The organism is Pseudomonas sp. TWR3-1-1, assembly GCF_049896545.1.
In the GTDB taxonomy this organism is placed as follows: domain Bacteria; phylum Pseudomonadota; class Gammaproteobacteria; order Pseudomonadales; family Pseudomonadaceae; genus Aquipseudomonas; species Aquipseudomonas weihenstephanensis.
Window position 1 is genome coordinate 180,760 of record NZ_JAFCUO010000009.1, and the last position, 23,655, is coordinate 204,414.

Below are 23,655 nucleotides of genomic sequence, written 5' to 3' on the forward strand. Positions count from 1 at the left end.
AGAACCCTCATGCATCCGCTTGCTCGCATCACCCTGCTCAGTTTCGCCTTAGGCCTGAGCGCCTGTGCGATTCATCAGCCTTCGGATCAAACCGCCCCGACCACGCCAGCCCCGGTGCCGCAACCGTCGTCGCAGCCAGCTGGCAAGCCGTTGCCGGACATGCCGATTCCCAAACCGCCAAAGCCATTGCCACGTACCTCGGCGACCTTTGCACCGCCACCCGGCGGGCCGAGTCATTGGGATGCCCGCTTGGGCGTTTATGTGCTTGAAGAGCAACCCGACACGTTCTACCGCCAGCGCACCTATTACCGCTGGAGCAACGGCTGGAGCCGCTCCGTCAGCCCGAACGGGCCGTGGGAAGAAACTGACATCAGTGGTGTGCCGCCGGGCTTGAGCCGGCAGTTCAAGTAAAAACCGGTCACTGGCACTGAAGGCAAATGCCTTCAGTGCCAGCGCTTGGCGCGTTTTGTCCATTCCCCCGTTGTCTCCCACTATCAAACAAGTTCTTTATTGAGGGCGTGTCGGGAATACTTGGATTGATCATTCAATACCGTCATCTGATGGGGCTTGAATGATGTAGTGTTTTGGATTAATCGCGAGTGTTGTCAGAGTAAAGACGTATTAAAAACTGTCAGTTCTGACAGTTTACCCCCGCAAACTTGCCCTCTACATTTAAATGACTTCCCTTCTCATGGCGGTGACTTATATGAGTCGTTTAATGTGCGTAATGATGTTCCTGTTATTAATGCTGGGCGGACAGCAGATCGCCGCTGCTGATAAGTGCATGGATGCTTGGTATAAAAGCAGCGCGTCGAAAAGTTGTAGGGTCGTGAGTTCGGAGATTACGAAAAACGAAAAAACAGGAAAAGAACAGTGCTATGTCAACGCTAGATGTTCGCGTCATATCGGCGAAAATTCTTACCCCACTTCTGGCTACTATGAACCTTCCAATGTGCCAAAACTTGAAAATATCGAGGGTGAACTTAAAGTCGGTAATTAAGTGCCTTGTCGGGTTAAAGGGTAGAGGTGGGGTGAGCCACGCCATGAGCGCGTGATTGCTACACGTTGACGCAGTGCGCCCGCACTGTGCTTTAGGCAATCACGCCTCTTTATTCGAACTTCGCACTGTGCGTTTAGGCTTGGCTTTGGCCGTGGAGCTTTTGCGTTTTTTCTTCCAGGCCGGTGCGCTGCCTGCCGGGCTGGCGGGGCCGCTGATGGTCATTTGCAGGCCGCTGCACCGCTCGATGTGCTTGCTCATCCACGCCGCCTGTTTGGAGACAAAGGTCTCAAGGCTCATTTCACCGCTTTGCACCATGTCCAGTGCTTGCTCCCAGATCGCGGTGGTGCCCGGATCGGCGATGGCGCGCGGCACCGCGTCGATCAGGCTGAAGGCGGGCGGGGTGGCGGCCAGCGCTTTGCCGTTTTTGCTCAGGTAGCCGCGGTCCAGCAAGCCTTGAATGATGCCGGCGCGGGTGGCTTCGGTGCCGATCCCGGTGGTGTCCTTGAGCTTTTGCTTGAGCAGCGGGTCTTGCACCAGCTTGGCGACGTTTTTCATGGCCTTGATCAAATCGCCCTCGGTGAAGGGTTTGGGCGGTTGGGTCCACAGGTCTTTGAGCCGCACGTCGGTAATCGCACAATCCAGACCTTCGCGCAGCAGGGGCAGCGGCTGCGGCGCCGGGGCGTCGCCTTTGGCGGGAGCCAGGGCTTGGGGCAGTGCGCGTTTCCAGCCGGGCTCGACGATTTGTTTGCCCACTGCGCGCAAGGCCTGGCCCGCGCAATCGAAGTCGGCCTGGGTGCGGTCGTACTCATGATTGGGCAGGAATTGCGCCAGATAACGTGCGCGTATCAACGTATAGACAGCCCGCGGTTTGCCCGCCAGGCGTTCAAGGTTTTTGGCCGCCGACGTGGGGATGATGCCGTGGTGAGCGCTGACTTTGGCGTCGTTCCAGGCCCGTGAGCGGCGTTGAGGGTCCAGATGAGCGGCTAATGCGCCAAGGTTGGGGTCGGCCTGCTGCAACGCGTGGAGGATTGACGCGGCCTCAGCGTGCTGGCTTTGTGGCAAGTAGCCACAATCGCTGCGCGGGTAGGTGATGACTTTGTAGGTTTCGTACAGCGACTGGGCGATGTCGAGGGTTTCTTGGGCGCCCAGCCCCAGCTTTTTTGAACACACTTCTTGCAGCGTGCCGAGGTCGAAGGGCAGCGGCGCGACTTCGCGCATGCGCTCTGTACGCAGTTTGACCACGCGCGCCTGGCTGGCGTTTTGCATCGCCGTGGCCGCCTGCCGGGCGTGAGCCTGATTCAGGCAGCGGTCTTGTTCGTCACAGGTGTGCGGGTCGGCGCGCCATTGCGCGGTGAACACTTGGCTGTCGTGCTTGAGGTGTACCTCAATGGCCCAGTACGCCACGGGCACGAAGTCGCTGATGCTGCGGTCGCGGTCGACCACCAGGCGCAAGGTCGGGGTTTGTACGCGACCTACCGGTAGCACGCCCTGATAACCGGATTGACGCCCCAGCAGGGTAAACAGACGGCTCATGTTCATGCCGATCAGCCAGTCGGCGCGCGAGCGTCCCAGTGCGCTGTGGTACAGGTTGAAGGTCTCTGCACCGGGTTTGAGTGCAGCCAGCGCTTTACGAATGGAAGCGTCGTCCAGCGCGGACAGCCACAAGCGTTGAATCGGGCCGCGATACCGGCAGTGATCGACCAGTTCGCGGGCGATCATTTCGCCTTCGCGGTCGGCGTCGGTCGCAATCACCAGTTCGCTGGCTTCACCCAGCAGACGCTTGACGGCTTTGAACTGGCTGGCGGTTTTGGGTTTGACCCGCATCTTCCATTTATCCGGAATGATCGGCAGATCGGCCAGCACCCAGCGCTTGTAGCGCTCGTCGTAGGCGTCTGGCGGGGCGGTTTCGAGCAAGTGGCCAATGCACCAGGTAACGGTGGCGTTGGGTCCCGTCCAACAGCCATCGCCGCGTCGGCTGGCGCCGAGCACGGCCGCAATATCCTTGGCCTGGGAAGGTTTTTCACACAAAAACAGCCGCATCGCTTCACTCGTTCATGCTGCGCAGAAGGTGCACAGCATGGCAGAGATTAAAACGAGAGCAACTGTTTTTACTGTGTTTATGTACAGCTTGTTGCGGTGTGCGTTAAGTCACGTCGCCGCGGCCGAGGGCGTTTACGACGGCTTCGCCGCCGTACGCAGCCTTCGGCAGCAGCTACGCGGGTGCAGATTTGCGACCCGGGCTGTGTCGGGTTACTTGGCCGGGTAGACCTGATCAAAGACCCCGCCGTCGTTGAAGTAGGTTTTTTGCACGTCACGCCAGTTACCGAAGGTTTTTTCCACCGACAGGAAGTCAACTTTCGGGAAGCGGTCCTGGTATTTAGCCAGTACGGCCGGGTCACGTGGGCGCAGGTAGTTGTTGGCGGCGATTTCCTGACCTTCAGGCGACCACAGGTATTTGAGATAAGCCTGGGCCACTGCACGCGTGCCTTTTTTGTCGACCACTTTATCGACCACGGCCACAGGCGGCTCAGCTTCGGCCGACACGCTTGGGTAGATCACTTCGAACTGGTCACGACCAAATTCGCGGGCAATCATTTCGGCTTCGTTTTCGAAGGTCACCAATACGTCGCCAATCTGGTTGGTCATGAACGTGGTGGTGGCCGCACGGCCGCCGGTGTCCAGAACCGGTACGTGGGCGAACAGCTTGCCAACGAAGTCGCGGGCCTTGGTTTCGTCCCCGCCGTTTTTCAGCACGTAGCCCCATGCCGAGAGGAAGGTGTAACGACCATTGCCGGAAGTTTTCGGGTTGGGCACGATGACTTCAACGCCATCCTTGACCAGGTCTGACCAGTCTTTCAGCGCTTTAGGATTGCCTTTGCGCACGATGAAAACCGTGGCGGAGGTGAACGGCGCGCTGTTGTCGGGCAGCAGCGTGACCCAGTTTTCAGGCACCAGCTTGCCGTTGTCTGCCAGGGCGTTGATATCGGTGGCCATGTTCATGGTGATGACGTCAGCGGGCAGACCGTCGATGACCGAACGCGCTTGCTTGCTGGAGCCGCCGAACGACATTTGAATGTTCTGTTTTTCTTTGTGCTCGGCTTCCCAGTGTTTCTGGAAAGCCGGGTTGTATTCCTTGTAGAAATCGCGCATGACGTCGTACGAAACGTTCAGCAGCGGCTGGGGCGCGGCGTGGGCAACACCGATAAAGGCCAGGCTTGCGGCCAGGACAGAAGCGCTAAAAAGTTTTTTCACGGCTCATTCCTTGTTATAGGGGGCAAATGGGGCAATTTGCCAGCAACTATAGCTGCTGGCGCTTAGTGCTTAAAAGATTAAAAAAAGCTTTGCTTATGCATTTTTGGTGAATAACGCGTTACCGCATCGCGAGCAAAACGAGGCCGTGGGTTCGTGGCGTTCTTTCTTGCAGGTGGGGCAGTTGTGCTTGAGTTGCTCGCCGCGCATGGCATTGGCCAGTTCGGCGGTGAAAATACCGGTGGGCACGGCAATGATCGAGTAACCGGTGATCATCACCAGGGCCGAGATGATTTGCCCGACCGGGGTTTTGGGCACGATGTCACCGAAGCCCACAGTGGTGAGGGTGACGATAGCCCAATAGATACTGATTGGAATGCTGGTGAAGCCGTTTTCGGGTCCTTCGACCACGTACATCAGGGTGCCAAACACGGTGACGAGCGTGGAAACACTGACCAGAAAGACGATGATTTTTTGCTTGCTGCCTCGTAACGCCGACAGCAGGTAATTGGCCTGACTCAAGTAAGGGGCAAGCTTGAGCACGCGAAAGATTCGTAGCATGCGGATGATACGAATAATCAGCAGGTACTGAGCGTCGCTGTAATAGATCGCCAGGATGCCGGGCACAATGGCCAGCAAATCCACCAGCCCGTAAAAGCTGAAGGCGTAGCGCAGGGGCTTGGGCGAGCAATACAGGCGCAAGCCGTATTCAATCGCAAACACGAAGGTGAAGCCCCATTCGATATAGGCCAGCACGCTGGCGTAGTCGCGATGAATGCTGTCGATGCTGTCGAGTATCACCACCACCAGACTGCACAGAATGATCAGCAGCAGCGTGGTATCGAAACGGCGTCCGGCGGGTGTGTCGGCCTGAAAGACCATGACGTACAAACGCTGACGCCAATCGTTGTTATCCATGTGGGTAGCTCGAATCTCAAAGGTAAGAAGATTCGTGGATTAGCGTTCAATGCGCAACCCGGATCGCGCCCCCGCAGGTTTAATGATGCGGATGCTGGCATGCACCAGCCAACAACTGAGAATAAAGGGCGCCGTCAGCGCAGGCAGGCCGAGTGCGGCGAAGCCGGGTGTCAGCAGCAGGGCCAGTGCAATGCCCGCCAGTGGCCGCCAGGGCTGGCGTGTGCCCTGGCTCAGGGCCAGTGCGGCGAGTGCGGCGTTGTAACCGCCCAACCCACTCAGCGCGGCCAGCGTTTCGTGCTCAAGCAGACTAAAACCCAGGCCGGCCAATGAACCAGCCAACGCCCACAGCGCGGCCCGCCAATGACTGAGCCACAGCCCCAGCACGATCAGCAGCCCGGCGATCGGCGACGGCAACAACATGACTTGGCCCAGGCCGCTGAACAGCCCTTGCAGCAGCGTGTGTGCATTGACCGGCGGCGTGGCGCTCAGGCTGGCAGCGGGTGCGGCATTGAGACTGAGCAAGAGCCAGCCGAGCGCGACAAAGGGCGCGGTGTAGGCCATCAGGCTTTGATCGCGGTGGGCACGTTTGAGCCACTGATGAATCAGCATGGTGCTCAGGCCGGCACTGGCGATGATCAGCAGCGGCAGCATGGGCGACCACGGCAGTTGATGGCTCAGCAACAAGCCCAGTAATACGCCGTTGTAGCTGTAAAGCCCGGCCTGACGCTGCGCTTTCGGGTAGCCGCGTCGCTGGGCGGTTAACAGGCCGCTCAGACCGCCGAGCAGGGCGCCGCCCACCAGGGCGGGAGCGCTGACCACAATCGCGAGTAAGCAAAACACGCCACACAAGGGGTGACGTTGCAAAAAAATCTGGCTGAAACCGTTGCACAGAGCAGTCGCCCAATCCGGGCAATGCTGGCTGAGGGGGGAGGCGTGCATGGTGGCGACACACTTCAGAGGCGGGTGAGAGGTGTAGCCGCCGCCCGAGGTGGGGCAGCGGCTATAAGCACAGCGCGATTATTTGTCGCGGATCGAGAAGTTGGCCATGTGCTCCAGGCCCTTGATCAGCGCCGAGTGATCCCAGTTGCTGCCACCGATGGCGGCGCAGGTGCTGAACACTTGCTGGGCGTTGGCGGTGTTGGGCAGATTGATGCCCAGCTCGCGCGCACCGGCCAGTGCCAGGTTGAGGTCCTTCTGATGCAGGCTGATGCGAAAGCCCGGATCGAAAGTGCCTTTGATCATGCGCTCGCCATGCACTTCAAGGATCTTGGATGACGCAAAGCCGCCCATTAATGCCTCGCGCACTTTGGCGGGATCGGCGCCGTTCTTGGCAGCAAACACCAAGGCTTCAGCCACCGCCTGAATGTTCAGGGCGACGATGATCTGGTTCGCGACTTTGGCGGTTTGACCGTCGCCATTACCGCCGACCAGCGTGATGTTCTTGCCCATGCTTTGCAGCAGGGGCAGGGCACGCTGGAAGGTTTTTTCGTCACCGCCGACCATGATGCTCAGGGTGCCCGCCTTGGCACCGACTTCGCCGCCAGAGACGGGTGCGTCGAGGTACTGCGCGCCTTTGGCGTTGATTTTTTCGGCGAAGGCTTTGGTGGCGGTTGGCGAGATCGAGCTCATGTCGATCACCACTTTGTTGGGGCTAAGGCCCGCCGCAATCCCGTCTTCACGGAACAGCACGTCATCGACCTGGGGGGTGTCGGGCACCATCACGATGATGAATTCGGCTTCCTGGGCGACTTCTTTCGGGTTGGCCAGTGCGACGGCGCCCGCGGCAACCAGTTCGGCAGGGGCGGCACCGTGGTGAGTGGACAGGAACAGGCTGTGCCCGGCCTTTTGCAGGTTGCTGGCCATGGGTGAGCCCATGATCCCGGTGCCGATAAATCCGATTTTAGCCATGACAAATCCTCTTGTTTTTATTAAGGGGGTGCTGCACTGCCCGTACTCGCTGGCGAAGGCTGCGTCCGATTGCCAAGCAATCGTCATTGCAGCGCGCGCCGGTTACACCGTTGCGCCGGCTTTGCCGCCGGACGCCGCCTGCGGCAGCTGCTACAGCGTGTGCGCGTGACGCTTTTACACCGCGTTGTGCGTCTTGAGCCAACCCAGCCCGGCTTCCGTGCTGGTCAACGGTTTGTACTCGCAGCCGACCCAGCCCTGATAGCCAATGCGGTCCAGGTGTTCGAACAAGAAGCGGTAGTTGATCTCGCCGGTGCCCGGTTCGTGGCGCCCTGGATTGTCGGCCAACTGGATATGGTTGATGTGTGGTAGGTGCGTTTGCATCGTGCGCGCCAGATCACCTTCCATGACTTGCATGTGGTAGATGTCGTATTGCAGGAACAGGTTGGCGCTGCCCACTTTGTCCTGAATCGCCAGCGCCTGAGACGTGTTGTTCAGGTAGAAGCCCGGAATGTCGCGGGTGTTGATAGCTTCCATCACCAGCTTGATGCCCACCGCTTGCAGTTTGTCAGCGGCGTATTTGAGGTTGGTGACGAAGGTTTTTTCGATCACGGCCTCGTCAACGCCTTGTGGGCGAATACCCGCCAGGCAGTTGATCTGGTCGTTGCCCAACACTTGCGCGTAAGCGATGGCCAGGTCGACACCGGCACGGAACTCTTCAACACGGTCCGGCAGGCAGGCGATCCCGCGCTCCCCTTTGGCCCAATCACCGGCTGGCAAATTGAACAGCACTTGGGTCAGTTTGTTGGCATCGAGCTGCGCCTTGATATCGGCAGAGCTGTAGTCGTACGGAAACAGGTATTCAACGCCGTGGAAACCAGCGTTGGCAGCCGCTTGAAAACGGACAAGAAAATCCTGTTCGGTGAACAGCATGGACAGGTTGGCGGCAAAACGCGGCATGGCGAACTCCAGCTTTTGAGCCCTCTCCCTGTGGGAGAGGGGCAGGACGATTAGTTAGTCGAGCATCGAAATGGCAGTCGGTGCATCGTTACCCACCAGCGCCAGGTCTTCAAACTCATTCACGGCGTTGATTTCGGTGCCCATCGAGATATTGGTCACGCGTTCGAGAATAATCTCCACCACCACCGGTACGCGGAACTCTTTGATCAGCTCTTGCGCCTGGCGCAGTGCGGGCTGGATCTGGCTCGGCTCGAAGACGCGCAGCGCTTTACAGCCCAAACCTTGTGCCACGGCGACGTGGTCAACGCCATAACCATTGAGTTCCGGTGCGTTGAGGTTGTCGAAAGACAGTTGTACGCAGTAGTCCATTTCAAAACCGCGCTGCGCCTGACGGATCAGGCCCAGGTAGGAGTTGTTCACCACCACATGGATGTAGGGCAGGTTGAACTGTGCGCCAACGGCCAGCTCTTCGATCATGAACTGGAAGTCATAGTCGCCGGACAAGGCAACCACGTTGCGATTTGGGTCAGCTTTGACCACGCCCAGCGCAGCAGGAATGGTCCAGCCCAACGGGCCTGCCTGACCGCAGTTGATCCAGTGGCGTGGTTTATAGACGTGCAGGAATTGCGCACCGGCAATTTGCGACAAACCAATGGTGCTGACGTAGCAGGTGTCTTTGCCGAATACCTGGTTCATCTCTTCGTACACGCGTTGCGGCTTGACCGGCACGTTATCGAAGTGGGTTTTGCGGTGCAGGGTGGCTTTGCGCTGCTGGCAGTCTTGCAACCAAGCGCTGCGGTTTTTCAGCTTGCCCGCGGCTTTCCATTCGCGCGCCACTTCAAGGAAGACCTTGAGCGCTGAACCTGCATCCGAAACGATGCCCAGATCAGGGGTGAACACACGGCCGATTTGTGTCGGCTCGATGTCGACGTGAATGAATTGACGTCCTTCGGTGTACACCTCGACCGAGCCAGTGTGACGGTTGGCCCAGCGGTTGCCGATGCCCAGCACCACGTCCGATTTGAGCAGGGTGGCGTTGCCGTAGCGGTGCGAGGTTTGCAGGCCGACCATGCCCACCATCAGAGGGTGATCGTCGGCAATCGTGCCCCAGCCCATCAGGGTCGGGATAACCGGGATGCCGGTCAGTTCGGCAAATTCCACCAACAGGTCGCTGGCGTCGGCATTGATCACGCCACCGCCGCTGACCAGCAACGGGCGCTCGGCCTTGTCGAGCATGGCCAGGGCTTTTTCGACTTGCACGCGGGTGGCTGACGGCTTAGCCAATGGCAGCGGCTCGTAAGCGTCAATGTCAAATTCGATTTCAGCCATTTGCACATCAAACGGCAGGTCGATCAGTACCGGGCCAGGGCGTCCGGAGCGCATTTCGTAAAAGGCTTTCTGGAAGGCGTAAGGCACTTGGCCCGGCTCCAGCACGGTGGTCGCCCATTTGGTCACGGGTTTGACGATGCTGGTGATGTCGACGGCCTGGAAGTCTTCCTTGTGCATGCGCGCTCGTGGCGCCTGGCCGGTGATGCACAGAATCGGGATGGAGTCGGCGGACGCGCTATAGAGGCCGGTCACCATGTCGGTGCCTGCGGGGCCGGAGGTGCCGATGCACACGCCAATATTGCCGGCCTTGGTCCGGGTGTAGCCCTCGGCCATGTGCGAGGCGCCTTCCACGTGGCGAGCAAGTACATGATCGATGCCGCCGACCTTTTGCAAGGCCGAGTACAGCGGGTTGATGGCGGCGCCCGGGATACCGAATGCGGTATCGACACCTTCGCGACGCATCACCAGAACGGCAGCTTCGATTGCTCTCATTTTGCTCATTGCTTTGTGCCTCTTACGTTTTGTAATTGTATACAAGTGGCTGTGTGGCGAGTGTATTCATCCTCCGTGGTGCAGGTCAATGGGTTTTAGTTAATCTGTGGAGCTTGGCTTTGAAGGCGTGAAATAGAGGGATTGCAACTTTATCAGGCGATTCGCATGCGTAAAATTGTATACAAAGTTAATATTTATTGTGTTCTATTGGTTGTATCAGGTCGTCTATCAAGACGACCAAAAGGGTTTCCAATAACAAGATAAGGACGGCAACCATGAGTGCTTTAACCTTGAAACTCGCGTTAAACCTGGCCACTCACGCCCTGGCAGCCGGGCGTCAGATCTCAGCCGCACCGTTGGCGGTGGCGGTGCTGGATGGCGGAGGGCATCTGGTGGCGTTACAGCGTGAAGATGGCGCCAGTCTGTTGCGGCCCCACATAGCAATTGGCAAGGCATGGGGCGCGATTGCGCTGGGCAAGGGTTCGCGCTTGCTGGCGCTGGACGCGCAGCAGCGCCCCGCATTTTTTGCAGCGCTCAATGGCATGGGCAAAAGTGAGGTGGTGCCGGCGCCGGGTGGGGTGTTGATACGCGATGAGCATGGGCAGGTGATTGGCGCGATGGGGATCAGCGGCGATACATCTGACATCGATGAACAGTGCGCGATCAGCGCCATAGAAGCGCAAGGTTTGCGGGCGGATGCAGGCGTGGTGGTCTGAGTCTTGTGCTGTAGTCGCTGGCGCAGGCGGCGAGCCTTTGATGTTTTTAAAGACTCGCCGCCTGCGCCGGCGACTACCAACAGTGTTCAGCTTCAGTCCGGTGTGCAGCCTTTGAGTACCAGCCGAATGATGGTCTGGGTCGCCGCTTCGTAGTCGTGGTCGTCGAGTTTGGCTTTGCCGGTGATGGCCGAGATTTGCCAGTCGAAGTCTGCGTAGGTCTGGGTTGCGGCCCAAATGCTGAACATCAGGTGGTGCGGGTCGATGGGGGCAATTTGCCCGCGGTCGATCCAGATTTGAATGCACTCAATGTTGTGCTTGGCCTGAGCGTTGAGCAACTCGACCTGTTTTTCACTCAAGTGCGGCGCGCCGTGCATGATTTCGCTGGCAAAGACCTTGGACGCAAACGGCAGGTCGCGGGAAATCAGGATTTTTGAGCGGATGTAGTTGCTCAGTACTTCGTTCGGTTCGCCATCGGCATTGAACGGGGTCGAGGCCCGTAGAATCGGGTCGATGATGCTTTCGAGCACCTCGCGGTAGAGGTTCTCCTTGGACTTGAAGTAGTAATACACATTGGGCTTGGGCACGCCTGCCTTGGCCGCGATGTCGCTGGTTTTGCTGGCGGCGAAACCCTTGTCAGCGAATTCTTCGCTGGCGGCGCGCAAAATCAGCTCTTTATTACGTTCGCGGATGCTGCTCATAAACCCGTATTTCCTTGCCTGCTTGGGCGGTCGGGCATGGTAGCACCGGGCTTGCGGGCGGCTCAAGATTGCCGCTTGAGGGCTGGCACACGCTATGCTTAGCGTCATTCAATCTGGAAGGGACAACCCCCCATGGCAGGCAGCAGTTTGCTGATGTTGCTCGACGACATCGCCGCGGTACTTGACGACGTCGCGCTGATGACAAAAATGGCCGCCAAAAAGACTGCCGGAGTGCTGGGTGATGACTTGGCGCTGAATGCGCAACAGGTCAGCGGGGTGCGCGCCGAGCGCGAACTGCCGGTGGTGTGGGCGGTGGCCAAGGGCTCGTTTCGCAACAAGCTGATCCTGGTGCCCGCGGCGTTGGCCATCAGCGCGTTTGCACCCTGGGCGGTGACGCCGCTGTTGATGGTGGGCGGCGCGTATCTGTGTTTTGAAGGCTTTGAAAAGCTGGCGCACAAGTTTTTTCACAGCAAGCACGCCGATCAACACGATCGGGCCGCGCTGTCGGCGGCCGCAGCGGATGCTGAAGTCGACCTGGTGGCTTTTGAGAAAGACAAAATCAAGGGCGCCGTGCGCACAGACTTTATTCTGTCGGCCGAGATCATTGCGATCACCCTGGGCACTGTGGCGGATGCGCCGCTGATGCAGCAAGTGGTGGTGCTGTCTGGCATCGCCATCGTCATGACCGTCGGGGTTTATGGCGTGGTGGCGGGCATCGTGAAGATGGATGACGGCGGTTTGTACCTGACCCAAAAGACCGGCGATGGCACCTGGCCGCGCGTTCAGCGCAGTTTCGGCCAAGGCGTGTTGAATGCTGCGCCGTACATGATGAAGGCGCTGACGGTCATTGGTACGGCGGCGATGTTTATGGTCGGTGGCGGGATTCTGGTCCACGGCGTGCCGGTGCTGCATCACTGGGTTGAGGCGTTGGCTCAGAGCAGCGCGCCTTTTGTGGGACCGCTGTCGGTGATTGTGCCGACGTTGCTCAACGCCGTGGCCGGCATCATTGCCGGCGCTGTGGTGTTGGCGGGGGTGATGGCGGTCAGCAAAGTGTGGCGCGCCATCAAGGGTTGAGCGGTCAGTGACTCAGGTTGTCGAGCATGGCGCTGACCGTGAGGCTGGCGCTTTCCATGTCGTTGATTTGCAGTAGCACCTGGCTCCAGTTTTTCTCCTGGGCTGCATGCAGGGCGTTGTGCGCGGTTTGGTGCACCACCCGGTGCGGCTCGTTGAGTTGCTGGAAGTCGCGGTTGTCGGCATAGCGCGCCTGGGTTTCTGGCGCCAAATACCATTTGCCGAGGCGGCAGGTGGTGTGGGTCGACAGTTGCAGGTTCTCGTCCTGTTTAAACAAGCGTTGATAGACCATCAACTTGAACAGCAAGTGATCGAGCTTCACTGACTCGCAGAACGAGCGCAGGGCAATGCCTTCGATCAACTGACTCATGTGCTCGCCCAGGGTCATCATCTCGTCGAGGGTTTCAGCCGAGCGCGAGACATCGCCAGACAGCCGTGAGGCTTCATCCGACAACACACCAATGGCGGTGCTGGCGGCTTCGGTTTCCTGGTTGATACTCGACACCAGTTGGCTGATTTCCTGGGTTGCGCCATTGGTACGTTGTGCCAGCGCGCGCACTTCATCGGCCACCACGGCAAAGCCGCGGCCCTGTTCACCCGCGCGGGCCGCTTCAATGGCGGCGTTGAGGGCCAGCAGGTTGGTTTGGTCGGACACGGCTTTGATCAGCTCGACGATGCGACTGATCTCGCCCACGCGCTGGCGCAGCACGCCGACGCTTTCGACACTGCTGACGCCTTGACCGGCCATATGCCCCAGCGAACTGGAGAAGCCGGCCAGCAGGGCTGACGTTTGCGCAAATACATTGCTGTTGTCGCGCAAGTGAACCACTTCACCTTGCAGGCTTTCGGCCTGTGCGACCACGCCATCGCGGGTTTTTTGCAACGATTCGTCAAAACGCTCCAGCTTGCTGTGCAAGTCTTGTTGGTAGCGTTCGTAGTGTTCCAGCACTTGCTGCTGGTCGCGGTCTTGAATGACCTGTGCACGCAGGGCTTGAACCTCCTGTTCAAGGGCCTGTTTGTCCTGCTCTAACGCATTTAATTGCGTTTCAAGGTTGGCGCAGCGTTGGCGCCATCGGCGGTTGAACATCCGTTTGTACTCCCGAGGCTTGAGACAGAGCGTCTTCTGAAAAAATATTGCACTGTCTGTATCGGCCGCCGGGCGCGAAACATAATAGCCATAGAAAGCGCATTGCCATTATATGGCCACTACCCGCGCGGGCGCGGGCAGGCAGGATCTAACCGGCCAAGCTGGCGGTGCGGGGCAGGGTGCTGTTGTGCAGCAGGCGATAGCCGAGCACGGCGAATAACAGCACGCCTGTGCCTGCGCCCAACGACACGGCAAAACCTGCCTGCGCGCCGTAAGCGTCAATCACCCAGCCACCGAGCACAGCACCCAGTGCCACGCCCATGCCCAGGCCGGTAATCATCCACGTCAGTCCTTCGGTCAGCTTGGCCGCCGGGACGATGTTTTCTACCAGGCCCATCGCAGTGATCAACGTCGGCGCGAAAAACAGCCCGGCGACAAACATGGCGCCCGCCAGGGTTGCGATGCTGTGGACCCACATCAGCGGCACCACGGTGATGGCGGTGGCCAGTGCGCCGATCAAAAACTGCTTGGGCAAGGGCATGTTCAGTTTTAGCGTGCCGAAAATCAGCCCCACCACGCAGGAACCCAAGGCGTACACCGACAGCACAATGCTGGCGGCCGCGGGTTGACCCTGTTGTTGGGCGAAGGCGACGCTGACCACGTCCACGGTGCCGACGATGGTGCCCATACCCAGCAATACCAGCAGCAAAACAACCACCGCACCTTGGCGTAACACGGTCCCGCCGTGTTCGGTGCTGCGCGGGTGAACCGGTGGCTCGGTCTGGCGTTGCAGCACAAACGCGGTCACGCCAATGGCCAGCAGCCCGGCGGCAACCAATGGGCCAGCCTGTGGGAACACGGCCACGCTCAGGCCCACGGAAATGGGCGGGCCGATAATGAAGCTCACTTCATCGAGCACCGATTCGAGTGAAAACGCAGTGTGCAACTTGGGCGAGCCGCGGTACAGCTCGCTCCAGCGTGCGCGCACCATGGCGGGCATGCTGGGTATGAACCCGGCCAATGCGGCAAATACGAAGAGTGTCCAGTCGGGTGTGCCCAGATAACTGCACAGCAACAAGGCCAGCAGCGCGCTGACCCCGATGGCGGTGACGCCAGGCAATACGCGGCCTTGCCCGTAGCGGTCCACCCAGCGTGAAATTTGGGGTGCGATGAGTGCCATCGCCAGCGCGAAGGTCGCGGCGACGGCGCCCGCCAGCCAATACGACCCGCGTAACTGTGCCAGCAGGGTGATGATGCCGATCCCGGTCATGGAAATCGGCATGCGTGCGATCAGGCCCGCGGCGCAAAAAGCCATGCTGCCGGGGGCGCTGAAAATCTCGCGATAAGGGTTTGCCATACAAGCTCCGCAACGATAAGTGGGCCGCGAGGGGGCTTTTTTGAAACCTGACATACGCGGCGTATGCAGAAATATACGCATACGCGACGTATGTCAATTAACATACGCCGCGTATCCAAAAATAAAGGAGGCGGACATGGCGCCCAAAGCGCGTTCACAAATGATAGAAGAAACCCGTGCCAAGCTGCTCGAGGCGGCGCGTCAGGCGTTTGGATCGGTGGGCTATGCGCAGACCTCGATGGATGAGCTGACCGCCTCGGTGGGTTTGACCCGTGGCGCGCTGTATCACCACTTTGGCGACAAGAAGGGCTTATTGCAGGCCGTGGTGCAACAGATTGACGCTGAGCTGGACGCCCAGCTGGCGCAGGAATCCGAGCAGGCGAGCAGCCCGTGGGAAGGGTTCAGAGGACGTTGCCGGGTATTTTTGCAGATGGCCCTGGAGGTTGAAGTGCAGCGCATTATGTTGCGCGATGCTCCCTCTGTATTGGGTTCGGAGTACCTGCAAAGCAGCCAGTCTGATTGCAGTGCGTCGCTGGCCGCGATGTTGCGCGACTTGATCGAGGCCCAGGTGATTCAGCGCACCGATCCCGAGGCGTTGGCGCGTTTGATTCAAGGCGGCTTGATGGATGCCTCGTTCTGGATCGCCGCCGATCAACAACCGCCGCAGCGCCTGACGGCGGCGCTGGACAGTCTGGACTTGATGCTGCGCGGGGTGCTGCGAGTGCCTCAGCCGGGGCAAGCAGGCTGAGGCCGGTGCATCAGAAGTGGTATTTGACCAGCAGGCTCGCGGTGTCCTGATTGGTTTTGAAGGAACCGCTGTCTTCGATGCCGTATTTGTTTTTCCAGTAGTCGTATTCGAGACCGACGTACAGCTGTTTGGCGCCCCAGTTCAACGCTTTGCCCAAGTCATATTTGACCTGCGGGTTGAAGTGCAGGTTGGCGTGGTAGGTGCCACGGGCGTTTTGGTCGTTGTCGACCACCCAGTCCATGTAGCCGTCGATCAGCACGTCAGAGTTGCCCACGGGCAGGGTGTAAGACCATACCGGGGTGATCTGCCACACGCCTTTGCCGGCGCGGTTGCCTTCCGGGAAGCGCTGGTAGAAGTTCAGCTGCACGAAGTCGAAGCCCGGCACGTCAAGGTCAAAACCTGGGCCAATCAGGTAAGCCTCGGTATCGCCTTCACCAAACTCGTAGGTCATGGCCAACAGCACGTCTTTGATCGGGCCGAATTCAAACTTCTGGTCGAAGATTTTGCCCAGTGACAAGCGCGGTGTGAACTCGCCGTAATAGGTGTTCGGGCCGACGTTACCGTCTTCTTTACCGTTGTAAAAAATACGGTCGAGGAAGAAGAAGTTATCGCCGTACTTCCAGCTGTCTGCGTGTTCGAAGGTCAGGGTTTGTTGAATCGATGGATTCACCTGGAAGTTCTTGCCCCACAAGTAAGTCAGGCTGTTGGTTTGCCATTGCAGCAGGTCGCCGGCGACGGCCGGTGCCCCGCCCAGCAAGCTCCCCGCGAGCATCAGGCTGGTCAGTGTGCGCTTCATTCGGTTGCTCCAAAAAGTAAAGTGTGACGCGGTGAATGGAACGTAGTGCTCTGTATTGGCACTTTGGTTCCGTGTTTAAAAGTTGGCTCTTCGGTCAACTTTAATACCCTGAGCAAGTGTTGGGCCACACGTGGCGATTGGCCAAGGGAATGCGCTCAGCTGTGTCGGACAGTTGAGTCATTAGGCGTGTAACTACTTGATCTGAATGGATTAAGTTGGCTTGTAAGTCAGCTTTGAAACACCGCTCAAGTGTGAGCGGCCGCGCAGAATACTGTCTCTGACTGTTCGGCTCAAGTGCTCCGTCATAGCCACCGGGCAGGCCATGACGGAGCGTGCACGCAAAGGGTGCTAGAAGTGGAATTTAACCAAGGCGCTGGCCGTGTTCTGGTTGGTGTCCAGGCGGCTGCTGTTTTCGATGCCGTATTTGTTTTTCCAATAGCTGTATTCGAAGCCGACATACAGTTGTTTTTCACCCACATTCAACGCTTTGCCCAAGTCATATTTAACCTGGGGGTTGAGGTGCAGGTTGGCGTGATAGGTGCCGCGTGAGTTTTGATCGTTGTCGACCACCCAGTCCATGTAGCCGTCGATCAGCACATTGGAGCGCCCCATGGGGATGGTGTAGGAAAACGATGGAGTGATCTGCCAGGCACCTGTGCCGGGGCGTGGGCCTTCGGTGTGACGGCGATAGAAGTTGAGGGTGAAGTAATTGAAACCGGGCACGGCCAGATCAAAGCCGGGACCGATCAGATACGCCTCGCTGTCACCTTCGCCGTACTCATAGGTCATGGCCAGCAGCACGTCTTTGATCGGGCCGAACTCCAGTTTGCGGTCCAGGATTTTGCCGAACGACAAGCGCGGGCTGAACTCGCCGTAATAGGTGTGCGGGCCTTTGTTGCGATCGGGTTTGCCGTTGTAGAAGATCCGGTCGACGAACAGGAAGTTATCGCCGTACTTCCATTTGTCGGCGTGCTCAAAGGTCACGGTTTGCTGGATCGAGGGGTTGATCGCAAAGTTCTTGCCGTAGAGGTAGGTCAGGCTGTTGGTTTGCCATAAAAACAGATCCCCGGCCATGACCTGACCGGCAGCCAAAAACCCACCCGCGAGCGTAGCGCCCCAGTGTGTGCACTTCATGGGTAACTCCTTTTTATTATTGTTTTAAAGCAAAAGCCCTCACCCCAACCCTCTGCACAGGGAGAGGGGTGAGGTGAGCGCTTTAATCAGCCCCCAGTGGGTGAAGGCATGTGATCAGTGCTGATGCACGTGGCCACTCAAGGCGGCACGCTCGGCGCCGCCCAATACGTTGAACAGCAGATTGAGGCACACCGCACTGACGGCAGCCATCGCGATACCGCTGTGGGTGATGGGGCCCATCCACATCGGCAAGTGGGCGAAGAACTCGGGACGCACCACAGGAATCAGACCCATGCCGATACTGACCGCGACCAGTAACTGATTGCGGCGGTCGGCGATATCGGCTTCTTGCAGGATTTTGATGCCGGTCGCCGCCACCATGCCGAACATGGCAATGGCTGCGCCGCCCAATACCGCTGGCGGAATCGAAGCCACCAAAAAGGCGGCTTTAGGCAGCAAGCTCAGGGTGATCAAAAACACCCCCGCCATGATCGTCACCGAACGGCAGCGCACGCCGGTCATCTGCACCAGGCCGATGTTTTGGGCGAAGGAGGAATGGGTGAAGGTGTTGAAGAACCCGGCCAGAAAGGAGGCGCCTGCGTCACACAGCAAGCCGCGGCGCAGCATGCGCGGGGTGACTTCCTGACCGGTGATCTTGCCCAGCGCCAGAAACATCCCGGTGGACTCGACAAAAATGATCACCACCACCAGGCACATCGACAAGATCGGCGCCAGATGGAACTCAGGCATGCCGAAATGCAAGGGTGTGACCACCTGGAACCACGGCGCGTTACCTATGCCGTTTAGGTCAACCATGCCCATCGCACCCGACAGCACATAGCCCAGCGCCATACCGATCAACACTGAAATATTGACCCAGAAGCCGCGCATGAAACGGTTGATCAGCAAGATGGTGCCCAGCACCAATGCCGCAATGCACAGAAACACCGGAGAGCCGAATTGTGCAGCACTGCTGCCGCCGCCCGCCCAGTTGACGGCGACCGGAAACAGCGACAAACCAATTGAGGTGATGACCGTGCCGGTCACCAGTGGCGGGAAGAAGCGCACCACTTTGGACATGAAGGGCGCAATGATCATCCCGAAGAAGCCAGCTGCAATGGTGGCACCGAAAATGCCGGTCATGCCGATACCCGGCATACCGGCCATCGCCACCATACTGCCCACCGCCGCAAAACTGGCGCCCATCATCACCGGCATGCGGATGCCCATAGGGCCAATGCCCAGCGACTGCACGATGGTTGCGATCCCCGCCACCAACAAGTCGGCGTTGATCAGAAAAGCAATTTCCTCACGACTCAGGCCAGCGGCTTGTCCGATGATCAGCGGCACGGCCACGGCGCCCCCGTACATGAGCAACACGTGCTGCAAACCCACCAGAATCAATTGCAACATCGGCAACCGCTGAATAGGCGGCGGGGCGGTCACGGCGGGTATGCGCGCTTCAGTTAAATCGGACATGCAACACCTCGGTCATTTTTATTGTTGTGAGCTAGTGGTGTGGTTTTGTAGCCGCTACCGAAGACTGCGACAGGTTCGACAGACTGCAAGACGTATCGAACCGGGCACCCCGGCGAGGGGTGATCGCAGCCTTCGGTAGCGGCCACAAACAGTGTGTATCAGTTAGTTTGAGCTCCTGTGTTGATCCAGGAACCGATGAGTTCACGCTCTTGTTGGGTCATTTGCGTAATGTTGCCCAACGGCATGATTTGACTGGCGACGGCCTGCGCCTGAATGCGTGGCGCCATCAGCTGGATTTGTTGTGCCGTGTCAAACATCACGCCAGCCGGTGCTGCACTGAACAGCGGGCTGGTGGGTTTTGAGGAGTGACACACGGTGCAGCGTTCCTGGATCACGGCATGCACTTGTTCGAAATCAACCGTCGCCACCGGTTTTTCAGCGGCGGCGGGCGCCGTGACCGGAGCGGGATGGGCATCTGGCTTGGCACCGCTGACGGCGGTTTCCGGGATCGGCTGATACTTGATCACCTTGGCCGCTTGCGGGGCTGCTGGTGTCGGGGTCGGGCCGGTGACGTACGCCAGGCAAATCATGCCCAAGGCTGCGACCGGTAAGGTCCAGGCATATTTATGGCTGTTGTGGCGGGTGTTGAAGTAGTGACGCACCAACACGGCCAACACGGCGATCCCGGCCAGGATCAACCAGTTGTACTGGCTGCCATAGGTACTCGGGAAGTGGTTGCTGATCATGATGAACAGCACCGGCAGGGTGAAATAGTTGTTGTGACGCGAACGCAGCAAGCCTTTGGCCGGCAGTGCCGGATCGGGCGTGCGGCCTTCCTTGATGGCCGCCACCAGCGCGCGCTGCGCCGGCATGATGGTGCGGAACACGTTACCCACCATGATGGTGCCGATGATGGCGCCGACGTGCAGGTAGGCGCCGCGCCCGCTGAACACTTTGCTCAGGCCAAACGCTGCCGCAACCAACAGCACAAACAGGACCAAGCCGAGCAACGCCGGGCGTTTGCCCAAAGCGGAGTCGCACAGAAAGTCGTAGACAAACCAGCCGGCAATCAACGACCCGATACCGATGGCGACCGCTTCAGGGCCACTGAGGGTACTGCCGGGTGCAATCAGGTACAGCGCCGGGTTGAAATAGAACACCAGGCACAGCAAGGCAATGCCGGACATCCAGGTGAAATAGGCTTCCCATTTAAACCAGTGCAGGTTTTCCGGCATGGTCGGTGGGGCCAGTTTGTATTTTTCGAGGTGGTAGATGCCGCCGCCGTGAATGGCCCACAAGTCGCCGGCCAGACCGTCTTTGGGGTTGGCACGGTTGAGGTTGTTTTCCAGCCAGACGAAATAAAACGACGCGCCGATCCAGGCCACACCAGTGATCATATGAATCCAGCGCACGCTCAGATTCAGCCATTCCATTAAATGTGCTTCCACAGTCTTTACCTCTGCCCGTCGCTCTTTTTTGAGCGTTTGGGCCTTCTCTTATTGGTGGGGGGCGAGGATCAACAACTCATCCTCTTTAAAGAAATGCTCATCGCAGTTATTGCCTGTGCCACTGCGATCAACCACCAGGAAGTCATCCCGCTTTTCGATCGTCAGCACCGGGTGGTGCCAAACGCCGCGATGGTAATTAATGCCCTGCCTGCCATTGCTGACAAAAGCGCGGACCAAACCTGATACAGGTGCATCGCCAACGGGCGCGACCACGATCAGAAAGGGGTTGCCGAGCAGCGGGATAAAGGCTTGGCTGCCCAGCGGATGGCGCTCCAGCATGCGTACGGTAAACGGCATGTCCTGCGCATCGGCGCGGAAAATGCTGATGATCGCTTTGTCATCCGGGGTAGCTGTTTCAACTTCGGCCAGACGATGAAAGCGCATGGTCGAACCGTTGTTGATCATGAAGTGGTCGCTGCCATCGGTTTCAATCACGTCACCGAAAGCGGCGAAAGCTTCTTTGCTCAAGGGTTCAATCGTTAATGTGCGCATGGTGGGTCTTCTTATTCGGATTGCTGTGGTGTTTTGTGGGTGCAGTCGCCGCCTGCGGCAGCGACGACTGGCTCTACCTTATTTAGCGACTTTGCCCAGTACACGGATGCGGCTTACACCACCGTCCGGGAACAGGTTGAGGCGGATGTGAGTGATCGGGCCGAGGTTTTTCAGTTGCTCGCTGTACGTGTGTTCAGCGTGCATTTCCATCTTCTGGCTCGGCAACAGTTCACGCCAGAACAGCGATTGGGTTTCGATCTGGCTGTCGGTGCCGCCCTTGACGTAAGCGCCCTGAATCGAGCAGCTGTCGGGGTAGTTACCTTTGAAGTGCAGGGTGTCGACGATGATTTTTTCGATCTCGCCCGGATGCCCCAGCGCGACGATGACCCAGTCATTGCCCGGTGTACGACGACGGGCAGTTTCCCAGCCATCGCCCATGTTGATACCGCGGCCGGGGTTGAGGATGTTGCTCATGCGTCCGAAGTGCTCATCGGAGCAGGCCAGCGCGCGGCCGCCGTTGAGGGCCGCAGCCAGGTCAACCTGCTCGTTGTCACCCACCGCCGACCAGTCGCGGAACGGCACGCCGTAGACGCGCAGGCGGGCAACGCCGCCGTCCGGGTAGATGTTGAAACGCAGGTGGCTGAACGCCTGATCGTTGTTGATCTCGTGGTAGTGGTGGCTGTTGCCTTGCAACTCGACAGCCGACAGCACTTCAACCCACTGGGTGTTTTCGTTCGGTTCGCCCGAGGCCAGGAAGCAGGCTTCAAGCGAGGCAGACGGCGGGAAGTTGCCGGTGAAGAATGAAGTGTCGATGTCCACGCCTTTGATCGAGCCGGGTACGCCCAGGCGGATCACCGCGCTGTCATAGCCTTCGAAGCGCTTGCGGCGGGACTCCCAGCCGTCCATCCACTTGCCGTTGTCATCGAAAACGCCCTCCTTCCATACGGCCGGGGTCGGCTGGAACAGACGGTTGGCGTCGGCGAACCAATCATCGGTGACGCTGATGATTTTGGTGCCCAAGCGGGCGTCGGCCAAGTTGACGAACTTCTCGAACGGTACGGCGTAAGCTTTCATTCTTCTGGTCTGCCTTTGAATAAGTGGCTGGAGATGCCTGACCGGCACATGCCGGGTCGGCTTAGAGCTGGAGTAATCGGAACAGGGCTATTTTGTTGATTTCTGCCAACGCGCACTTGAACTCGGCGTCTGCCGGGTTATGGATGCGGGTTTCGAACGCGGCGAGGATCTGGTGCCGGTCGCTGCCTTTTACCGCCATGATGAAGGGAAACTTGAACTTGGCTTTGTAGGCGTCGTTCAGCTCGGTGAAGCGCTGAAACTCTTCGGCCGTGCATTGGTGAATACCGGCGCCAGCCTGTTCATGGGTGCTGGCTTCGGTCAGTTGGCCCTGGACGGCAGCTTTGCCGGCCAGGTCCGGGTGAGCGTTGATCAGTGCCAGCTGGCTGGCGTGATCGGCGCTCAACAAAATGTCACTCATGCGCTGGTGCAGGCTTTCGATCTGATCGACGCTGGCATCCAGGCCCAGGTCGTAGGCCTTCTCGGCGACCCAGGGTGAGTGTTCATAGATATCGGCAAAGGCTTGCACGAACGCTTCGCGGCTCAGGGTTGAAGGCTTGAGGGTCTTGAATGCGCTCATTTCGAGTTCTCCGCGGCGAAAGGGTGTGTGGCGTGCCAGTGGCGGGCGATATCAACGCGGCGGGCGAACCAGACGTGGTCATGACCTTTGGCGTATTCAATGAAACGCTTGAGGGCGGCCAGGCGGGCAGGGCGGCCAATGAGGCGGCAGTGCAGGCCAATGGAAAGCATTTTTGGCGCCTGCGCACCTTCGGCGTAGAGCACGTCGAAGGCATCCTTGAGGTACTGGAAAAACTGCTCGCCGGTGTTGAAACCCTGCACCTGGGTGAAGCGCATGTCGTTGGTGTCCAGCGTGTACGGGATCACCAGATGCGGTTTGCCAGTCGGGTTGTTGGGTTCCCAGTACGGCAGGTCATCGTCATAGGTGTCGCAGTCGTACAAAAAACCGCCTTCTTCCATCACCAGGCGGCGGGTGTTGGGGCCGGTGCGGCCGGTGTACCAGCCCAAGGGGCGCTCGCCGCTGATTTCGGTGAGGATGCGGATCGCTTCGAGCATGTGTTCGCGCTCTTGCGCCTCATCCATGTACTGGTAGTCGATCCAGCGATAGCCGTGGCTGCAAATCTCATGGCCCGCAGCGACCATGGCGCGGATCACATCGGGGTGACGCTGGGCAGCCATAGCCACGGCGAAAATGGTCAGGGGAATATCAAATTCTTTGAACAGCTTGAGAATCCGCCACACGCCAGCGCGGCTGCCGTATTCGTAGAGGGATTCCATGCTCATGTTGCGCTCGCCTTGCAGTGGCTGCGCTGAAACCATTTCCGAGAGGAAGGCTTCGGACTCTTTGTCACCGTGCAGGATGTTGCGCTCGCCGCCTTCTTCGTAATTGAGTACAAACGACAGAGCAATGCGCGCGTTATCCGGCCAGTGCGGGTGGGGAGGGTTAGGACCGTAACCAATCAGGTCGCGTGGGTAATCAGCGCTCACTACAGTCTTCCTTATTATTCGTGTTGACAGTCGTTCGGCCAGACCTGGCTTCACTGCGATGGCCTGATTGTATACAACTTTACAAACACTTTGTAAGCCTGATTTTTTGCATTTTTACCATGATTTGTGCTGCAAGTGT

General features: G+C 58.7%; 23 protein-coding genes and 1 pseudogene. 5 read left to right on the forward strand and 19 right to left on the reverse strand.

All coding sequences use genetic code 11. From position 1 onward, the window contains the following. Positions 1–9 precede the first annotated feature (9 nt). Together ACP7A4_RS18885 and ACP7A4_RS18890 are read left to right on the forward strand one after the other, a co-directional pair. Entirely contained in the window at positions 10–411 is a 402-nt protein-coding gene (locus tag ACP7A4_RS18885) for a hypothetical protein (protein WP_059763007.1), read from the forward strand. Between the two features lie 280 nt (positions 412–691). Then, entirely contained in the window at positions 692–1,000 is a 309-nt protein-coding gene (locus tag ACP7A4_RS18890; protein WP_426247936.1) for a hypothetical protein, read from the forward strand. A 99-nt stretch (positions 1,001–1,099) separates the two neighbouring features. Here ACP7A4_RS18890 and ACP7A4_RS18895 read toward each other — a convergent pair whose 3' ends face one another. The 7 genes from ACP7A4_RS18895 to gcl all read right to left on the reverse strand — a co-directional run bounded on the left by ACP7A4_RS18895 (position 1,100) and on the right by gcl (position 9,862). After that, the gene (locus ACP7A4_RS18895; RefSeq protein WP_426247937.1) at positions 1,100–3,040 is read right to left on the reverse strand and encodes a DNA topoisomerase III; all 1,941 of its coding nucleotides are present in this window, start codon (positions 3,038–3,040) and stop codon (positions 1,100–1,102) included. A gap of 210 nt (positions 3,041–3,250) precedes the next feature. Then, on the reverse strand, positions 3,251–4,252 hold the full coding sequence (locus ACP7A4_RS18900) for a sulfate ABC transporter substrate-binding protein (protein WP_203302454.1): 1,002 nt from the start codon (positions 4,250–4,252) through the stop codon (positions 3,251–3,253). A gap of 93 nt (positions 4,253–4,345) precedes the next feature. After that, the gene (locus tag ACP7A4_RS18905; RefSeq protein ID WP_048402421.1) at positions 4,346–5,167 is read right to left on the reverse strand and encodes an ion transporter; all 822 of its coding nucleotides are present in this window, start codon (positions 5,165–5,167) and stop codon (positions 4,346–4,348) included. A 39-nt stretch (positions 5,168–5,206) separates the two neighbouring features. Further along, positions 5,207–6,106 carry an urea transporter gene (locus ACP7A4_RS18910; RefSeq protein WP_426247938.1) on the reverse strand — a complete coding sequence of 300 codons (900 nt, stop codon included), beginning with the start codon at positions 6,104–6,106 and terminating at the stop codon, positions 5,207–5,209. Between the two features lie 78 nt (positions 6,107–6,184). Then, positions 6,185–7,075 (reverse strand): 2-hydroxy-3-oxopropionate reductase, encoded by an 891-nt coding sequence (locus ACP7A4_RS18915; RefSeq protein ID WP_048366287.1) that lies wholly within the window; start codon positions 7,073–7,075, stop codon positions 6,185–6,187. Positions 7,076–7,249: 174 nt separating this feature from the next. Then, on the reverse strand, positions 7,250–8,032 hold the full coding sequence (gene hyi / locus ACP7A4_RS18920) for a hydroxypyruvate isomerase (RefSeq protein ID WP_048402424.1): 783 nt from the start codon (positions 8,030–8,032) through the stop codon (positions 7,250–7,252). Between the two features lie 54 nt (positions 8,033–8,086). Beyond that, positions 8,087–9,862 (reverse strand): glyoxylate carboligase, encoded by a 1,776-nt coding sequence (gene gcl, locus ACP7A4_RS18925; RefSeq protein ID WP_059763002.1) that lies wholly within the window; start codon positions 9,860–9,862, stop codon positions 8,087–8,089. A 266-nt stretch (positions 9,863–10,128) separates the two neighbouring features. On the opposite strand from gcl, the gene ACP7A4_RS18930 reads away from it, so the two are divergent. Then, positions 10,129–10,569 (forward strand): GlcG/HbpS family heme-binding protein, encoded by a 441-nt coding sequence (locus ACP7A4_RS18930; RefSeq protein WP_048366290.1) that lies wholly within the window; start codon positions 10,129–10,131, stop codon positions 10,567–10,569. A 92-nt stretch (positions 10,570–10,661) separates the two neighbouring features. Here the strand turns inward: ACP7A4_RS18930 and ACP7A4_RS18935 are convergent, their stop codons facing one another. Next, complete coding sequence (locus tag ACP7A4_RS18935; protein ID WP_048366291.1) at positions 10,662–11,267, reverse strand: TetR/AcrR family transcriptional regulator; 606 nt, start codon at positions 11,265–11,267, stop codon at positions 10,662–10,664. 132 nt (positions 11,268–11,399) lie between these two features. Between ACP7A4_RS18935 and ACP7A4_RS18940 the strand changes: the two genes are divergently transcribed. Then, positions 11,400–12,341 carry a DUF808 domain-containing protein gene (locus ACP7A4_RS18940; protein ID WP_059763001.1) on the forward strand — a complete coding sequence of 314 codons (942 nt, stop codon included), beginning with the start codon at positions 11,400–11,402 and terminating at the stop codon, positions 12,339–12,341. A 4-nt stretch (positions 12,342–12,345) separates the two neighbouring features. Here the strand turns inward: ACP7A4_RS18940 and ACP7A4_RS18945 are convergent, their stop codons facing one another. The 3 genes and pseudogenes from ACP7A4_RS18945 to ACP7A4_RS18955 form a co-directional block, all read right to left on the reverse strand. After that, on the reverse strand, positions 12,346–12,729 hold the full coding sequence (locus ACP7A4_RS18945; RefSeq protein WP_420877426.1) for a CZB domain-containing protein: 384 nt from the start codon (positions 12,727–12,729) through the stop codon (positions 12,346–12,348). Positions 12,730–12,738: 9 nt separating this feature from the next. Further along, positions 12,739–13,017: pseudogene (locus ACP7A4_RS18950) on the reverse strand (methyl-accepting chemotaxis protein); the annotation flags it as partial. A 556-nt stretch (positions 13,018–13,573) separates the two neighbouring features. Then, the gene (locus ACP7A4_RS18955) at positions 13,574–14,782 is read right to left on the reverse strand and encodes an MFS transporter (RefSeq protein ID WP_426247939.1); all 1,209 of its coding nucleotides are present in this window, start codon (positions 14,780–14,782) and stop codon (positions 13,574–13,576) included. Between the two features lie 136 nt (positions 14,783–14,918). Here ACP7A4_RS18955 and ACP7A4_RS18960 point away from each other — a divergent pair, with 136 nt between their 5' ends. Then, the gene (locus tag ACP7A4_RS18960) at positions 14,919–15,530 is read left to right on the forward strand and encodes a TetR/AcrR family transcriptional regulator (RefSeq protein ID WP_426247940.1); all 612 of its coding nucleotides are present in this window, start codon (positions 14,919–14,921) and stop codon (positions 15,528–15,530) included. A 10-nt stretch (positions 15,531–15,540) separates the two neighbouring features. On the opposite strand, the gene ACP7A4_RS18965 is transcribed toward ACP7A4_RS18960, so the two are convergent. The 8 genes from ACP7A4_RS18965 to puuE form a co-directional block, all read right to left on the reverse strand. Beyond that, entirely contained in the window at positions 15,541–16,326 is a 786-nt protein-coding gene (locus tag ACP7A4_RS18965; protein WP_059762997.1) for an outer membrane protein OmpK, read from the reverse strand. Between the two features lie 348 nt (positions 16,327–16,674). Then, a complete protein-coding gene (locus ACP7A4_RS18970; protein WP_059762996.1) occupies positions 16,675–17,460 on the reverse strand; it encodes an outer membrane protein OmpK in 786 nt (261 codons plus the stop codon). A 114-nt stretch (positions 17,461–17,574) separates the two neighbouring features. Beyond that, on the reverse strand, positions 17,575–18,939 hold the full coding sequence (locus ACP7A4_RS18975) for a nucleobase:cation symporter-2 family protein (RefSeq protein ID WP_048402428.1): 1,365 nt from the start codon (positions 18,937–18,939) through the stop codon (positions 17,575–17,577). A 158-nt stretch (positions 18,940–19,097) separates the two neighbouring features. Continuing rightward, entirely contained in the window at positions 19,098–20,387 is a 1,290-nt protein-coding gene (locus ACP7A4_RS18980; protein ID WP_059762994.1) for a urate hydroxylase PuuD, read from the reverse strand. 48 nt (positions 20,388–20,435) lie between these two features. Further along, positions 20,436–20,939, reverse strand: coding sequence for an ureidoglycolate lyase (locus ACP7A4_RS18985; RefSeq protein WP_059762993.1), 504 nt, complete (start codon positions 20,937–20,939; stop codon positions 20,436–20,438). A gap of 78 nt (positions 20,940–21,017) precedes the next feature. Then, complete coding sequence (gene alc, locus ACP7A4_RS18990; RefSeq protein WP_048366300.1) at positions 21,018–22,013, reverse strand: allantoicase; 996 nt, start codon at positions 22,011–22,013, stop codon at positions 21,018–21,020. A 61-nt stretch (positions 22,014–22,074) separates the two neighbouring features. Further along, positions 22,075–22,590: a 2-oxo-4-hydroxy-4-carboxy-5-ureidoimidazoline decarboxylase gene (uraD, locus tag ACP7A4_RS18995; RefSeq protein ID WP_203302456.1), complete on the reverse strand. Its 516-nt coding sequence runs from the start codon at positions 22,588–22,590 to the stop codon at positions 22,075–22,077. Beyond that, positions 22,587–23,516 (reverse strand): allantoinase PuuE, encoded by a 930-nt coding sequence (gene puuE / locus ACP7A4_RS19000; RefSeq protein ID WP_426247941.1) that lies wholly within the window; start codon positions 23,514–23,516, stop codon positions 22,587–22,589. Before puuE ends, uraD begins: the two co-directional genes overlap by 4 nt. Positions 23,517–23,655: the final 139 nt, after the last annotated feature.